This is a genomic window from Streptomyces sp. NPDC088747 (assembly GCF_044751025.1).
Classification (GTDB): domain Bacteria; phylum Actinomycetota; class Actinomycetes; order Streptomycetales; family Streptomycetaceae; genus Streptomyces.
The window spans coordinates 682,712-697,494 of the sequence record NZ_JBIVKZ010000001.1; the positions used below are offsets into that span (position 1 = coordinate 682,712).

10 protein-coding genes are annotated in these 14,783 nt (G+C 72.5%); 5 read left to right on the forward strand and 5 right to left on the reverse strand.

Annotation, left to right across the window (positions count from 1 at the left end; translation table 11 throughout):
- The first annotated feature begins 93 nt into the window (after nt 1-93).
- The 3 genes from ACIP79_RS03430 to ACIP79_RS03440 all read left to right on the forward strand — a co-directional run bounded on the left by ACIP79_RS03430 (nt 94) and on the right by ACIP79_RS03440 (nt 6,374).
- The gene (locus tag ACIP79_RS03430) at nt 94-3,219 is read left to right on the forward strand and encodes an AAA family ATPase (RefSeq protein ID WP_401218667.1); all 3,126 of its coding nucleotides are present in this window, start codon (nt 94-96) and stop codon (nt 3,217-3,219) included.
- A gap of 605 nt (nt 3,220-3,824) precedes the next feature.
- On the forward strand, nt 3,825-5,618 hold the full coding sequence (locus tag ACIP79_RS03435) for a B12-binding domain-containing radical SAM protein (RefSeq protein WP_401218670.1): 1,794 nt from the start codon (nt 3,825-3,827) through the stop codon (nt 5,616-5,618).
- A 69-nt stretch (nt 5,619-5,687) separates the two neighbouring features.
- On the forward strand, nt 5,688-6,374 hold the full coding sequence (locus ACIP79_RS03440; protein WP_383685308.1) for a 2OG-Fe(II) oxygenase: 687 nt from the start codon (nt 5,688-5,690) through the stop codon (nt 6,372-6,374).
- Nucleotides 6,375-6,410: 36 nt separating this feature from the next.
- Here ACIP79_RS03440 and ACIP79_RS03445 read toward each other — a convergent pair whose 3' ends face one another.
- On the reverse strand, nt 6,411-6,941 hold the full coding sequence (locus tag ACIP79_RS03445; protein WP_401218674.1) for a helix-turn-helix domain-containing protein: 531 nt from the start codon (nt 6,939-6,941) through the stop codon (nt 6,411-6,413).
- A 206-nt stretch (nt 6,942-7,147) separates the two neighbouring features.
- On the opposite strand from ACIP79_RS03445, the gene ACIP79_RS03450 reads away from it, so the two are divergent.
- Nucleotides 7,148-9,589: a LuxR C-terminal-related transcriptional regulator gene (locus tag ACIP79_RS03450; RefSeq protein WP_401218677.1), complete on the forward strand. Its 2,442-nt coding sequence runs from the start codon at nt 7,148-7,150 to the stop codon at nt 9,587-9,589.
- 94 nt (nt 9,590-9,683) lie between these two features.
- Here the strand turns inward: ACIP79_RS03450 and ACIP79_RS03455 are convergent, their stop codons facing one another.
- The 3 genes from ACIP79_RS03455 to wrbA form a co-directional block, all read right to left on the reverse strand.
- Nucleotides 9,684-10,946, reverse strand: coding sequence for an MAB_1171c family putative transporter (locus ACIP79_RS03455; protein WP_401218680.1), 1,263 nt, complete (start codon nt 10,944-10,946; stop codon nt 9,684-9,686).
- Nucleotides 10,939-11,469 carry a ParH-like protein gene (locus ACIP79_RS03460; RefSeq protein WP_401218683.1) on the reverse strand — a complete coding sequence of 177 codons (531 nt, stop codon included), beginning with the start codon at nt 11,467-11,469 and terminating at the stop codon, nt 10,939-10,941. The genes ACIP79_RS03455 and ACIP79_RS03460 overlap by 8 nt, the downstream gene beginning before the upstream one ends.
- Nucleotides 11,470-11,892: 423 nt before the next feature.
- On the reverse strand, nt 11,893-12,504 hold the full coding sequence (gene wrbA, locus ACIP79_RS03465; RefSeq protein ID WP_383685302.1) for an NAD(P)H:quinone oxidoreductase: 612 nt from the start codon (nt 12,502-12,504) through the stop codon (nt 11,893-11,895).
- 172 nt (nt 12,505-12,676) lie between these two features.
- Here wrbA and sigJ point away from each other — a divergent pair, with 172 nt between their 5' ends.
- Nucleotides 12,677-13,615, forward strand: a complete 939-nt coding sequence (sigJ, locus tag ACIP79_RS03470) for an RNA polymerase sigma factor SigJ (RefSeq protein ID WP_401218688.1) — start codon at nt 12,677-12,679, stop codon at nt 13,613-13,615.
- Nucleotides 13,616-13,690: 75 nt separating this feature from the next.
- Here sigJ and ACIP79_RS03475 read toward each other — a convergent pair whose 3' ends face one another.
- Nucleotides 13,691-14,764 carry a methyltransferase gene (locus ACIP79_RS03475; protein WP_401218691.1) on the reverse strand — a complete coding sequence of 358 codons (1,074 nt, stop codon included), beginning with the start codon at nt 14,762-14,764 and terminating at the stop codon, nt 13,691-13,693.
- Nucleotides 14,765-14,783: the final 19 nt, after the last annotated feature.

Genomic DNA, 14,783 nt, shown 5'->3' on the forward strand with positions numbered 1-14,783 from the left:
GTGACGGCTGCGCCGTAGCACAGACCGGGTGGTTCACGACGGGGCAAGCGTCGTGAACCACCCGGTTGCCGCTCAGTGAACGGGGAGGACAGTATGAACAAGCCCACCGGTCCCATCGTAACCACTGCGAGTCTGTGCACCGGCTGCGGTGTCGACAACCCGTCGGCGGCCCGCTTCTGCATGGCCTGCGGAGCCGAGATCGGTCCGACGTCCGTTCCCGCCAGCGGACTTCGCTTCGTCTCCGTCATCTTCTGCGACGTGGTCGGCTCCACCACCCTGGCCACCTCCCTCGAACCCGACCGCTGGGCGGCCGTCCTGGACGGCTACTTCTCCCTGGTCGGCTCGCTGGTGGAGAGTTACGGCGGGAAGGTGGAGAAGTTCATCGGCGACGCGGTCGTCGCCGTGTTCGGGGTCGAGGGGCACGGCGAGTCGGCCGCCGCCACCGCCGTCTCCGCCGCCACCGCCATCGCGCACCGCACCGGCGAGTACGCGCGAAGCCTGGGCGACCTCCTGCAGGGCGACTTCCCGGTGCGGTGCGCGGTCGCCTCCGGCCATGTCGCGGTCAGCGGGCGGACGTCGAGCTTCGTCATCGGCTCGGTCCTCAACCGGGCCGCCCGGCTCCAGAGCCACGCTCCGGACGACGGGGTGATCGTGGACCTGGCCACCCGGCTCCAACTGCAGGACCACTTCCCGCTGCGGGCGATCGAACCGGTCACCGCCAAGGGCTTCGCCCAGTCCGTCCCGGCCTGGATCGTCGGTCCGGCCGGCGCCCCGGCGCCCGGGACCGGCACCGTCGGACGGACCGGCCTGGTCGGCGAACTGGCCGCCAGTATCAAGGTGGCGGCCACGGCCGCCGGCCCGACCCTGATCCTGGTCGGGGGCCCCTCCGGGGTGGGCAAGTCGCGGCTGGTCGCCGAGGCGCTCGACCAGTGCACCGGCCTGGCCACCGCCGTCCTGCGCTGCCCGCCCGCGGGAACCGGACTCGGCCTGCTGGCCTGCTACCTGTTCCTGGAGGAGATCGAAAACGCCGCACGGCAGAGCCACGACAGGGTCGACGTGACGGTGGAGCTGACCGGCGCCTCCACCCGCGCCGAGCAGGCCCCGGCCCAGGATCGCCGCGAGCTGGGCCGCGAACTCACCGCGGCGCTGGACCGGCTGCGGGGGCCGCGGCCACTGCTTCTCGTCGTCGAGCACAGCGAGTGGACCCCCGGGGCACTGGCCGACCTGCTCGACGAACTGACCGCCGCACCGGGGCGGCCCGTCGTGGTGCTCCTGGTCGGGGTCTCCGCCCCCGAGACGCTGGCCGACCGGGGTGACCACCGGCTCACCGTGCCGCCGCTCGGACGGCCCGACGCGCGGCGGCTGGCCCACCGGCTGCTGACCGCGCAGCTCGACCCCTCCGCCACCGACCACTCCGGGCCCCGGCCCACCGGTACGGAAGCCCGTGGGCTCGATCCGGCCTCGCCCGCCCCGCTCGCCCCCGACTCCGCCGCCGAGGAGATCGCCCTGCGGGCCGGCGGCATCCCCCGCTACATCGAACAGATGGTCGTCCTGCGGCGCTTCGCGCAGCCCGGCGACGACTGGGCGCCGCCCAGCGCGCACGCCGCGCTCGGTGCCCGCCTGGACCGGCTGGACACCGACTCGCGGGAACTCCTGGTGCTGCTCGCCGCCGCCGGCCGTGACCTGTCCCTGGAGGACCTGGGCACTCTGATGGCGCCCGAGAGGGTCGCCGTGGCCGCGGCCGACCTCCTGGCAGCCGGGCTGGTGGAGTCCGCCGACGCCCACAAGGGACGTCTGGCCCCCGCCTTCCCGGTGGTGGCCGAGGTCGCGCTGCGGCGGCTGACGCTCTCCGAGACCGCCGACGTGCACGGCAGGCTCGCGCGCTCCCTGGAACCGGTGGCCGAACGGCGCCCCGCGGTCGCCGAGTTGCTGGCCGGCCACTGGGAGACGGCGCACACCGCGTTGCGTGGGGTGGAGCCCGGCTCCGACCGGACGGTCCGGGCCGCCGAGTCCGCCGTGACCGCGTTCGGCGTCGCCGCCCGCTTCGCCCTCTCCCGCGGGCGGCCCGAACTGGTCCTGACGCTCACCGCACGCGCCCGCGCACTGGCGGAGGCGGACCGCGCGCAGGGCCACGACCTGGACGTCCTGGAGGCCTACGCCCTCGGCAGCCAGGGAATGCCGCAGGCCGCTCTCGAACGCGTCGAGCGCGTGCTGTCCGACCCGGGCAGCGCCGCCCCGGCCGCCCGCATCCACGCCCGCCTCAACTCGCTGTACTCCCGCACCTATCTGACCGGCGACGTGCCCGCCGTACCGGACGATCCGCACTACCTCGCCGCGGTCGCCTCCCCGGCGCCCGAGGCCCGCGTCGGGGCGCATCTGTACGCCGGGCTCCAGTCCCTGCGGGCGGGCGACCACCCCGCCGCCGAGCGGGCGTTGCGTTCCGCGCTGCGGTCGGCCGACGGTGCCGCGACCTGCCTTGGCCTCACCGAGGTCTACGCCAACCTGGCGATGGCCCTCGTCAACGGCGACACCCCGGTCCCCGCCGCACTCGCCGACTGTGAGCGGCTGCACCAGGAGGTGTCCGGTTCCCGGCTGCTGGGCTCGGCCACCGGCGTCGCGCTGGCGCTGGTGCGCCACATGTCCGGCGACCGGGCGGCGGCCGATTCCGCGATGGACGAGGCGGAGGGGGTACTGCGCGATCTGGGGCAGGGCACCGGGGCCGCGACCATCACGGGCTGGCGTGCCGTCCTGGCGGCCCGGTCCGGCGACTGGGGTACCGCCGCCGACATGTGGACGGCCCAGGGCGTCCGCTGCGCCGCCCTCGGCATGGCCCGCCAGGCATCGCTGTCCGGCCTTCAGGCGGAGTTGGCCCGCGAGGCGTCGGGAGAAGGGCGGTCCGGCGGCGCGGGGGGCCGGTCGGCGCTCGACGAGGTGACCCTTCCGCCTTCCGAGGCCTGGGCGGAGTACACCGTCGCCGTGCAGGCCCGCGCCGTACGGGCGTTGCGCGCCGACGATCCGGAGCTGGCCGCGACGCACCTGGACGCCGTGGTCCGTCACCTCGGCGCGGTGCGCGGCAGCGGCGCGGTGATCACCCCGCTGCTCTGCAGCGCCGTCCTCGCCCGCCGTACCGGCCTCCCGGTGGCCGAGCGAGCGCTGACCGCGCTGCGCCGCGCGATCGAAGCCAAACAGGACCGGGGCGTGCGCGCCCCGCAGACCTAGGTGCTTCCGATGGACCCCCGCGACGCCGCGACACCGGGGACTCCCCCGCCCCAGCCTCAGTGCGGGGCAACCCCCTCACCGCTGAGCCCACAGACCCGGATCCGTCCCGTACGCAGATCAGCGAACGCCCCGACACCCGACGCCTCCCCACCCCAGCCTCCGACCGCGCAACCCCTCGCCGCACCGAGCGCAGACCCCAGGTCCCACCCGCACACAGATCAACGGACGCCGCGACACCCGACGCCTCCCCACCCCAGCCTCCGACCGCGCAACCCCTCGCCGCACCGAGCGCAGACCCCAGGTCCCACCCGCACACAGATCAGCGGACGCCGCGAGACCCAGCGCTTCCCCACCCCGACCCCCGGCCAGGGCACCCCCACTCGCCGCACCGAACACAGACCCCAGGCCGTCCCGTACGGAGATCTGCGCCCGGGCAAGCCGAGAGCACGCACCGGCGCCACTCGATCACCCGCGGCGATCCTCCAGCAACCCGCTAGTCGTACGCACCGCCGCCCCACCCGGATGACCGTCCTCCGTGAGTGAACTCCTGGCCCCACCAAACGACTTGTCACCCCGTGAGCGAACTCCGAGAAAGCAGCCGCCCTGTGCGTGTTCTCCTGCTCTACGCCAACCCTCATCAGGTTCTGCCGGTCGGGCCGTACGGCCTGGAGATCCTGCGGGCCGCGGTCGCTGAGAGCGGACTGCCGGTCGAGGTGTTCGTGTGCAACCCGTTTCTTGAATCGCTGGACCACACGGGGCTGTTGACCGAGGTGCTCGACCGGACTCGGCCCGACCTCGTCGCCATGTCGATCCGCAACATCGACAACGCCGTGGTCGCCTGCGACACGGCGCCCGGCGCGGACGGACGGTGGATCGACGTGGTCGACTACCTGGCGCCGATCGCCGAGTTGACCACGACGCTGCGCGCCTGGGACCCGGGGCTGCCGGTGGTGGCGGGCGGCGCGGCGTTCACCTCCTGCCCGGTGGAGGTGATGGACCGGCTCGGCCTGGACCTCGGCCTCGCCGGTCCCGGTGAGGCCGCGTTCACGGCCCTGCTGGCGCGCGTGGTCGCGGACGGCGGCGCCCGGGGCGTACGGCGAGTGGTCGCCGAGACGTTGTCCACGCTCCCCGGCGGGCTGGTTCGCACCGCCGACGGGGTCCTGGGACCCGGCCGGCGACCGCGGCCCGACGTGGTGTCCCGGCCCACCACCGCGCTGCCGCGGATCGCACCGGAGTACGTGCTGTTCGCCAAGGCCCGTGGCATCCCCACCGCGCTGCGCAGTCACGCCGGCTGCCCGCTGCGCTGCTCGTACTGCGTCGATCCGCTGAACGTCGGCAAGGTGGACGCGCGCCCCGCCCACGCGGTCGCCGCCGAGGCGGAGCACTACGTCGAGAGGTACGGGCTGACCCACTTCCACCTGGCCGCCCCGGAGGTCAACCTGCCCTACGAAGGGGCGCTGACCGAGGTGTGCGAGGCACTGGCCGGGAGCCGTCACGGCGAAAAGATCAGCTGGCACGGCTACTTCAACGTCAGGCCGTTCTCCGGGCGGCTGATGGACGCCTTGATCCGGTCCCGCTGCGTGCGTCCGAGTTTCTCGGTGGACGCCTTCGACGACCGGATGCTGCGCGGGCACCGCAAGAACTACCGGATGTCCGACGTCGAGGACACCTTCGGTCTGCTGCTGCGCCGTCGGCCGGAGTGGATGGACGTGCAGATCGGAGTGTTGTTCGGCCAGCCCGGCGAGACGGCGGAAACCCTGGAGAACGCGATCCGTCACATCCGCCGCCTCGCCGACCGGGGCGTGTCCGTGGGCTACTCCTGCGGGCTGCGGGTCTACCCGCACACCCCGCTGGCCCGCACACCCCTGGACCCCCGGCACCTGTACCGGGCCGGCGGGCCGCTCGCCAAGACCGGCGCCGACGGACCCCGCACGGTCCCCGCGGCCGACCTGCTGACCCCGCTGGTGTACTGCGAGCCCATGCCGCCCCGGGAGCTGGCGGCCTACCTCGCCGACCGCCTGTCCGACTGCCCCGGAGTGACCTTCATCGACGAGGGGCCGGTGAAGGAGGCCCGGCAGCCGGACTGGCTGCGCCCCCTCAACGTGGCCACCGTGCATCTCGCGAACGGGCGTTCAGGGCCCGCCGCCGAGATGCTGCGGCTGGTGCTGGACTCGGGCGACAGACGGGCGGCGGGCATGACGCGGCGGCTGCTCCAGGAAGCGGGCACCCGGCCACCCGCCCCGGTGGGCAGCCAGCCACTCGCGCCGGTGGGCAGCCAGCCACTCGCGCCGGAGGCCGGCGAGTCACTCGCTTCGGTGGGGAGCGAGCGACCCGTCCCCCCGGGCAGCGAGCCATCCGCCCCGGTGGGCGCCGGGGGTCTCCAGACCGCCACCGCCTGACCGGGCCCGCCCCGCCTTCGTACCCCGCCCCTCCCTGACGTACCGCCTTCCCCATCCACGGAGGACACCATGGAACTCACCTGGAGCACGGACGACTTCGCCGTCTTCGACGACTTCCTCGCCCCCGGGGCCGCGGCCTCGCTGTGGGAGCAACTGCGCACCGAGGACTACCACTTCGTGCACGGCCGCCGGGACGGGTCGTGGAACAAGGTCTACGGACTGCTGGACGGCAGCCCCCTCAGCGGGCCCGGCACGCTGAACGACCCGGAAGGGCACTTCACGGGACGCTTCGCCGACCATGCCCTGCACCCGTCCGGCGGGGCCACCGACGCCGTGGTGAAGCAACTGACCGAGGAGGCAACCCGCATCGAGCCGTGGACCGGGCGGTTCGGAACGGACTGGCACGCCTTCACCTGCCGCTCGTTCCTCTATCCGCAGGGCTCCGGACTCGCCTGGCACGACGACTCCGGCGACCGGGCCGCCTCGTTCGTGCTGTACGCGCACCCCGAGTGGCAGGCGTCCTGGGGCGCCGAACTGCTCGTCTCCGGCGGGACGCCCGGGGCGCGGCCCGCCGACCAGAACGACCACCTCACCTCGCGGGTCGGACACTTCGTGGCCCCGCGCCCCAACCGGCTGGTCGTCCTGCGCTCGGGCGTACCGCACATGATCAAGAAGGTGGAGCCGCATGCCGGGGACCGCGTCCGGGGCTCCGTCGCGGGCTTCTTCCTGCGTCGACCCGCCGAGCGGCCGCACTGACCGCGCGTACGACCGTCCCTAAGGCCCGGTCGCCCCTCAGGCCCGGTCGTCGCCGGGTTCGGCCGTGGGCAGGTCATCCGCCGTAGGCAGGTCATCCGGAGCGGGCAGGTCAGCCGGCGCGGGCGGGGCCTCGGGCGCCTCCCGGGCGCGCCGGGCGGCCGCCTCACGGACGGCGATCACGTCGATGAGGTCGCTGACGGTGCCGAGCGCCTCGGAGGAGAGTCCCACGGCGCGCAGTGCCACGCTGCGCACCCCGGCATCCCGCAGGGCGCCGAGGAGTTCGATCTCCGCGGCGATCTTCGCACCGTGCTCGTCGTCGAAGAAGTAGGCGACGGGGACCTCGAAGTAGTCGGCCAGGGCTTCCAGATGGCGCTTGGTCGGGTTGTTCCTGCGCCCCGTACGCAACTGCCACAGGTACGTGGTCGAGAAGGACACCCCGGTGGCCTCCCGGCACGCCGCGGCGACCTCCTCGTTGCTGAACGGCAGACCGTCGGGCCTGCGGGCGAGCCGGAGGAGTCCGTCGATCTTCCGGCTCAGTGACGATGGCGTGGGTTCCGTGTCGGCCACCGCCTACCTCCTTCTGTCGCCGCCCTCCAGTACGCCTACCCGCACAGGTGAAAGCAAGTCCGTTGATTTTCATCGTAGTTGACACCCCTGGAATCGGCAGCCATGCTGAGGCTGTCAACGGATATGAAAACCGCGAAATGGTCGTTCATCTCAGCTGAACCGCCTGGCTGCCCCCTCCCGCCTGGGTCCACCCCCCGGAGCCGTCCTTGACGATCCCCGTGCCCTCACCTGTGAAGAACTCCCGCCCGTCCGCTCCACGCCCGCCCATCGCGTTCCCCGCCGACATGGTCGGACGGGACGGCGAAGTCGCCGCGCTGTCGGCGCTGTTGGCGGATCCGTCCGTCCCCGGAGTACTGCTGACCGGCGTCCCCGGCGCGGGCAAATCGCGGCTAGCGGCCGAGACCGCCGCCGCGTACTGCGCGTCGACCGGCGCCACCGCCGTGCGGGTGGAGGCCTCGGCCGAACCCTCCACGAACAGCACGAACAGCACAGACAGTTCGAACGGCACAGACAGCGCGCTCGCCCTCCTCACCGCCGACGGGAACGCGGGAGGAGTCCGGCCGCTCCTGCTCGTCGACGATCTCGACCGCTCGGACCACTACTCGCTGCTGCGGGCCTGCGCGGTCGCGTCCGTCGTGGTCCTCGGTACGGCCCGCCAGGCCCCCGCGGCCCACGGCCTCGTCCCCTTTCCGGTGGACCCGTTGCCCGTGCCGCTCGACTGCTCGGCGCTGGATCTCGGCGCACTGGCGCGCGTTCCCTCGGTGCAGCTGTACCTCGCCTGCCTGCGCACGATCAACCCCGCCTTCTCCCTCCAACTGCACAATCAGCAGGTCATCGCCCGGACCTGCGTCGAGGTGGGCGGCAACCCGGGCGCGCTTTGCCGCACCGCGCGGGTCGCCGCGCTGGAGAGCCCCGAGGTGGCGTGGGCCTCGCTGGGCGACCGGACCGTCCCGCACCCGGTCCCGCACGCGGTTCCGCACTCGGCCCCCGCCGAGGACGGCACCCCCTCCGCGGCACCGGGCGGCGATCCGCGCGACGCCCATCCCTGGACCACCGACGAGGCCCCGACCAGGCTGCTGACGCACTGCCAGGTGTTCAGCGGCGGCTTCGGCCCGGAGGCGCTGCGCCACATCACGGCCACCGGGCCGGAGGAGTTCTCCTCGGCGCTGGAGACCCTGCTGCGCGGCCATCTGCTCACCGCCTCCACCCTGCCGTCCGGCCGCCTGGACGGCACGGCCAGGTTCCGGCTGCGGCTGCCTCCGGACGGACCCGCGCGCCGTCTCCCGCCGCCCGAGGACACCGCGGCCCGGCTGGCGCACGCCCGCTACTACGCGGACCTGGCCCGTGCCGCCGCCGACCGGATCGTCTCGGGGCACCAGCGTTCGGGCCTGATCGCCTTCTGGAGCGAGGAACGCAACCTCCGTACGGCACTGGAGACGCTGCTCCGCCACGGGCGTACCGGCGAGGCGCTCGACCTCGTCGACGGCATCCGGGTCTACTGGCGGGTCACGGGCGGCTGGAGCACCTGGGCCGAGGGGCGCCCTCTCCCGGACCCGTCGTGGAATCCGGCCGGCCACCGCGACCGGATCCGCACCGACCTGCTGCTCGCCGAAGCCGGCATCCTGGCGGGCCAACCCGAGGCCGCCACGGACCTGCTGGACCGGATCACGGCGGATGCCGCCCAGGCCGCCGGGCTGTCCGCGCGGGTGACGCGGCTGCGGGCGCTGTGCGTCCTTGCCGCCGACCCCGGCCGCGGCGCCGCCCTGCTCGTCGGGGCGGCCGGCCGGCACCGGTCCGACGGCGACCGCCACGAGGCCCGTTACGTGTCGCTGGAGGCCGCACTCGCAAAGTTCCGTCTCGGCGACACGGTGGCCGCGGCGGCCACCGCGCTTGAGGTGCTGGCCGCGGCCCAGCAGGGGCGCGACACGCTCGTCGCCGGTGCCGCCCTGCTCCACCTGGCCGTCTTCGCGGCCGCGGAGGGACGCGCGCAGGCCACGGCGCACTACTGCGAGCGGGCCCTGTCGGCCCTGCGCGCCCTGGGCCCGACGGCCGTCCTCGGCGCCATCGCCACCACGCTGGGCAGCCCCGCCCTGCCCGACGTCGTCGAACGCGCCATCGGCACCGCCCGCGGCCTGGGGGCCTTCCACACCTGGCGCGGCGCGTTCCCGGAGGACGCGGGCACGCCCGACTTCGCCATGGCCCGACTGGAGGAGCCGGTACGGGAGTTACTGGGCGAGGCAGTCTTCGCCCGTGCCCTGGTCGAGGGCAGCAGGGCATCGCTGCCGGACCTCCTGGCCTCCCTCGTCCCGGCACACGCCGTTCCCGTCGCCACGCCCGCGGAGCCGTTGCCCCCGGACACCCGTACCCGTATCGGGCCGCTGACGCCGCGACAGACCGAAGTCTCGCGCCTGGTGGCGGCCGGCCTGAGCAACCGTCAGATCGCCCACCGCCTGGCGATCTCGGAGTGGACCGTGGTCAACCACATCCGGGACACGATGAAGAAGCTGGGCTGTTCCTCCCGTGTGGAGATAGCGGGCTGGATGCACCACTCCGGCCTGCGCCCGTCACCGGACCAGCCCCTGTTCCTCCGCACGGCCCTTCCCCCGTCCGCCTCCACCCTGTCCGGGCCGACACTCATCCCGTCCTAGACCGATCCCGGCCTCACGGGTCCGACCTCACGGGTCCGACCTCACGGGTCCGACCTCACGGGTCCGGCCTCACCGTCCCGACCGGGCAATACGCCTAGCGCGTCACCCGGTGCCGCATGTGCTCCACCAGCCCGGCCACGGTGAAGGCCTCGGCCACCTGGACCAGCCACGCCGCCTCCTCCTCGACCGAGCAGTCGGCCGGGTACGCGAGCACGACATCCTGATCACCGGCGTCACCGGCGTCACCAGAGCCACCCGCGACACCGGGACCACCCGCGTCACGTGGAGCGCCCGAGCCACCGGAACCGAGCCTGGCGGACTCCAGCGCGGCGGCGATGACGGCGGCCTCGGCCATCGCCGCGCGGCCCGCGGGCGGCACGGGGAACCGGTCCAGCGCCGCTGCTGACAGCGCGCGGGCGTCGGGCGGAACGAAGGAGCGGAGTTCCAGATAGCCGTCCCGGATCTCGATCACCCGGCGGTAGAGGGCGAACTCGGAGCGGTGCAGGGAGAACAGGCGCACCGACGGCCAGCCCAGGTCCAGGGCCGTCCCGGGTGATACGGCACGCAGCGCCGACCACAGCGGCTCCAGCGCACGGTAGGTCCGGTACGCCCGTAACCGCCGCCCGGCCGTGGTGGTGACGGACAGCCAGCTCGCGGCGGTGCCGCCCAGGACGCCCAGCACCAGACAGCAGAGCCCGAGCACCCGGCCCACCGGGTCGAGCCCGGCGCCCTGCCGGTGGTCCACGGCCATCGTGACGATCGACGAGACACCCCACAGAGCCCAGACGAGGCCCACCGTGAGACTGGCCGTGATCAGCCGCAGGCCCGTGCGCAGCGCGCCCGGGACCAGTCCCCGGGCGAACCGGTGCACCGGGACCAGGAACACGGCCAGGCACCACAGGCTGTAGCCGGTGAAGACCGTGTCGCAGGAGGCGAGGAGCACGGCTCCGGTCCCGTCCGCGAGAAGGGAACCGTGTCGGGTGCGTACGCCGGAGGAGAGGAACAGCACCGCGCACAGCGCGATGGCCGAGAGGGTGACGCCGATGTGCAGCCGTCCGGTCAGCAGTCGGGGCCGGGGAAGGCCGATCTCGATGACGGCCAGCGGGAGAAAGGCGAGGGCGGCCATCTCCATCTCGCGGCCCAGGAGATGGGTCAGCCGCGGGAACCCCGGCCACACCCCCTCCAGGTACGTCGTCGGAGCGGCCAGCAGGGTCATCGCCGCGGCCATGCAGAATCCGAAGCGGCACAGGCAGCGCACGGCGAAGGGCGAGTCGCTTCCGGTGCGCAGCAGACGCAGTTCGTAGCAGCCCAGCCACAGCGCGGCGACGGCCGGGAGGTACGCGAGCAGGTCAGACACGTGGCCGCTCGGAGCGGCGGGAGGGTGCCCCGACGAGGGTTCCGGCCCTTCCGTCGTCCCGTCCCGGCACGGGGCTCTCCCTCAATACGCGGTGCAGGATGAGCGAGGCGAGCAGTTCCGCCTCCTGCTCGGCGGGCTCGGCGTACACGGTGCGGCCCAGGACCCGGCGCACCAGGTCGGGGGAGAGTCCGGGCAGCAGTGCCCGTACGCCCGGTGTCTCGGGGGCGGGCGACCGGTCGTGCCCGCAGAGCAGGTGGGCCGCCTCGTGGACGAGGATGTGCTGCCGGTGCAGTGCGCTGGTCCCCGGGGTGCACAGGATGTAGTCGGCGTGGTCGGTCGTCACCAGCAGACCGCAGGGGACCCCGGCGTCCACCGCGACCGGCAGGATCTCGATCGGGCGGCCTCGACGTTCGGCCAGGAGGGCGAGGAAGGTCTCGGCGTCGAAGGGATCGGGCAGTTCGAGCCCCTCCGAGAGGGTGCGGACCCTCCGCCACAGACGTCTGTGCGATCGATCGGTGAGCATCAGGGACCCCTCCCACCGGAACGGCGCCGCCGCTCCGCTTCTGCTGCCGTCGAGCGGCCGGAAGCCCTCCCCCGGGCCGCTCCGACATCCGCTCTGAAGGATCACCTCAGCACTCAAAGCACCCGTTGATTGTACCGGCATACAGTCGTACGCCGACAGGGCGCACATCGCGCTCCGGTCGCGCGCCTCCATGCGCCCGGGCAAGACCCTGTGCGACCCCGGCGCTCCGCCAACGGACTTTCTCCGCACGGCAGAAGAGTTGCGAAAGAGGGGGGTGACGCGCACTCAGCCGTCGCGGGACGCCAGTCGAACTCCCCCAGCAGCTGGGCCAGTTACGGCGTCCCGGACAGCGGCCGGCCCCCGAACTCGCCGCCGCCGATGGTGATCGACGGCGGCGAGGCGGGCTGTGCCGGTGTGACCGAATCAGGCGCCGCGACCGGCCTTGAGCGCGGCGGCGATCTCGACGGCGCGGCGCGCCTGGTGGCGGGCCGCGCCCAGAGCGGTCTCACCCGGCGCACCGGTACCGGCCACGTGGGAGGTGCCGTAGGGGTTGCCCTGCTGCTCCTTGACCGGGTCGGTGTAGCCGGGCGGCACGATGATGCCGCCCCAGTGGTAAAACGTGTTCGCCAGCGCCAGGATGGTGGATTCCTGGCCACCGTGCGGGGTGCTGGAGGAGGTGAAGGCGGAGTACACCTTGTCCACCAACTTGCCCTGGAACCACAGGGGTCCGGTGGTCTCCACGAACGCCCGCAGCTGGCTCGCCGGGTTGCCGAACCGGGTGGGGGTACCGAACAGCACCACGTCGGCCCAGTCCACGTCGTCGAGGGTCGCCAGGGCGACATCAGCCGTGTCCCGTACGTGCTGAGCCCATTCCTCCCTGGTGTTGATCACCTCCTGCGGGACCGTTTCCGCCACCTTGCGCAGTCGCACCTGCGCGCCGGTCTTCTCGGCGCCCTCAACTGCCGCCTGGGCCAAGGCATGCACGGTGCCTGTCGCGCTGTAGTAGATGATCGAGACGTTCACTGATTCCGACATCGGACCTCTTCCCTGAGTACGTTGATCATGTGGATCACGTGGATAGTGTTCTGTTCATGAGGTATGACGACGCAGCCCCACGAAATGTGAGGTGCCGACCCGGCCTCACGATTCACCGCGATGTCTCGTCGGGCCCGGCAGGGACACAGCGACCTAGGGAGTCTGCGGGATCATGACCGACGCGACCGGGCCCGAGAACGACCGGCCCGACCCGAGCCTGAGCGTGATCATGAGCGAGCGGAAACGGCTGATCAATCTCACGTACCGCCTCCTCGGCTCGCTGACCGAGGCCGAGGACGTCGTACAGGAGACCTACACCCGCTGGTACGCCATGTCGGCGCAGCGGCGGGAGGCCGTCGACTCCCCCGGCGGCTGGCTGACGACCGTCGCGAGCCGCATCTGCCTCGACCTGCTCGGCTCGGCACAGGTCAGGCGGGAGCGCTACGTGGGCTCCTGGGTACCGGAGCCCCTGCCCGCGGCCACGGAGTGGATCAGCGGACGGTGGGGCGGCAGCATCCCGTCCGACCCGGCCGACCGCGTGACCCTCGACGAGTCGGTCAACATGGCCTTCCTCGTCGTGCTGGATCTGATGACCCCGGCCGAGCGCGTGGCGTTCATCCTGCACGACGTCTTCCGCTACTCCTTCAACGAGGTGGCCCCGATCCTCGGCCGGACGCCGACGGCATGCCGGCAACTGGCGTCATCGGCCCGTCGCCGCTTACGGGCCTCGCAGTCCGCCGACGCCCCGGCCGCCCGGCACGCCGACGTCGTCAGGTCTTTCAAGCGGGCCTGGGAGGCGAAGGACATCAACGCGCTCATCGGCCTGCTCGCCCCCGACGCCACAGCCACCGGCGACGGCGGCGGACTCGTACCGGCCGCGCTCCACCCGGTCGAGGGTGCCGAGCCGGTCGCTCACTTCTTCGCGGGCCGAATGGACGCCGTGCCCGAGATGACGCTCCTGGAGAGCACGGTGAACGGCCGGCCGGGCCTGGTCGCCCAACTGGACGGAGTATCCGTGTCGGTGCTGGCCTTCGACGTCGAGGACAACCGCGTCAGGCGGATCTGGGCGGTCCTCAACCCCGACAAACTCCGGCCCTGGAGGGCTGGTTGACCCGCGCCCGGCCGGCGCACCGGCACAGTCTGGCGACGAACACCGGTGCCGGCCCCAACCGATGCTCCGGACAGCTCAGTTCGGCTTCGTCGCGCTGATGACGACCCGGTTGATGATGGCGTCGGGCGGGATGTCGGCGGGTTCCTTGGCGCTCACCTTCGTGACCTCGAACCCGCATTCCTCCAGCCAACCGCGGTAGGTGGAAACCTTCTGGAGGCCGCCGCGTCCCATGACGCAGCCGAGGATGTACGACGGGAAGAAGTCGACCTGGTAGTCGTCGGCGTCCCCGATGTCCTCCGGGTACACGGCGGCGAGGACGACGATCTGCCCGCCGGGCTCCAGCGCCCGGTGGGCGTTCCTGAGGATGGTGAGGACGTCGTCCTTGTCGTACATGTCCACGAAGTGCTTGAGGAGCAGGACGTCGAAGCCCTCCGGGAGGGACTCCAGGACCTGGCCCCCGACGAACGAGCACTGCTCCGCCACTCCGCGCGCCTCGAAGTTCTTCACACACTCGGCTTCCAGGGCGGGTTTGTCGAAGGTCGTCACCCGTAGACCGGGCGATCCCTTCAGCTGACACGTCATGATCGCGCCGAGCCCGGTACCGCCCAGCACGTCGAGGACCCGTGCGCCGTCCGGGATGTCGAAGCTGCGGAAGAACCAGGGGTAGACGCTGGCGGTCTCGTTCTGGGCCAGCGGCCCCCACGCCGCGCGCACCTCCGGCACCGCGGCCGCGGCCTCGAACATCGTGCCGTCGAAACCGTAGAACTCCTTCAGACCGACCACCTTGCCGGTCGACACGCTCTCGGGTAGGTAGTACAACTGCCGCAGCATGCCTGTCTTGATCATGCCCATGAAGGTCAGCGCACGCTGGAGGTCAGCCTCGGCGACGTCCGCGAGCGCGTCGAGGGTGTAGCCGCCGCTCTCCTCATCGAGTGCGACGAAGCCCTCCTTCACCAGCAGGTACAGCAACTGCTCCACCGCGTCGGGTTTCGCGCCGACGAGCGCGCCGAGCTCGGTCGCGGTCAGGCCCGCTTCCTTGCGCAGTGCGTCGACGATGCCGAGTTCGAAGCAGGCATGGAGATTCATGAATCTCGTGGGTCCCACCATGTACTCGCGCATCCGGGCGAGTACGGCTTCGGAATTGGACACAGGTTTCCCCTTGAATGGA

Bases quoted from the DNA above. Each gene is read 5' to 3' on its own strand.
- ACIP79_RS03430 (WP_401218667.1), top strand. From the start codon at position 94: ATGAACAAGCCCACCGGTCCCATCGTAACCACTGCGAGTCTGTGCACC.
- ACIP79_RS03440 (WP_383685308.1), top strand. From the start codon at position 5,688: ATGGAACTCACCTGGAGCACGGACGACTTCGCCGTCTTCGACGACTTC.
- ACIP79_RS03460 (WP_401218683.1), bottom strand. From the start codon at position 11,469: ATGCTCACCGATCGATCGCACAGACGTCTGTGGCGGAGGGTCCGCACC.
- wrbA (WP_383685302.1), bottom strand. From the start codon at position 12,504: ATGTCGGAATCAGTGAACGTCTCGATCATCTACTACAGCGCGACAGGC.
- sigJ (WP_401218688.1), top strand. From the start codon at position 12,677: ATGACCGACGCGACCGGGCCCGAGAACGACCGGCCCGACCCGAGCCTG.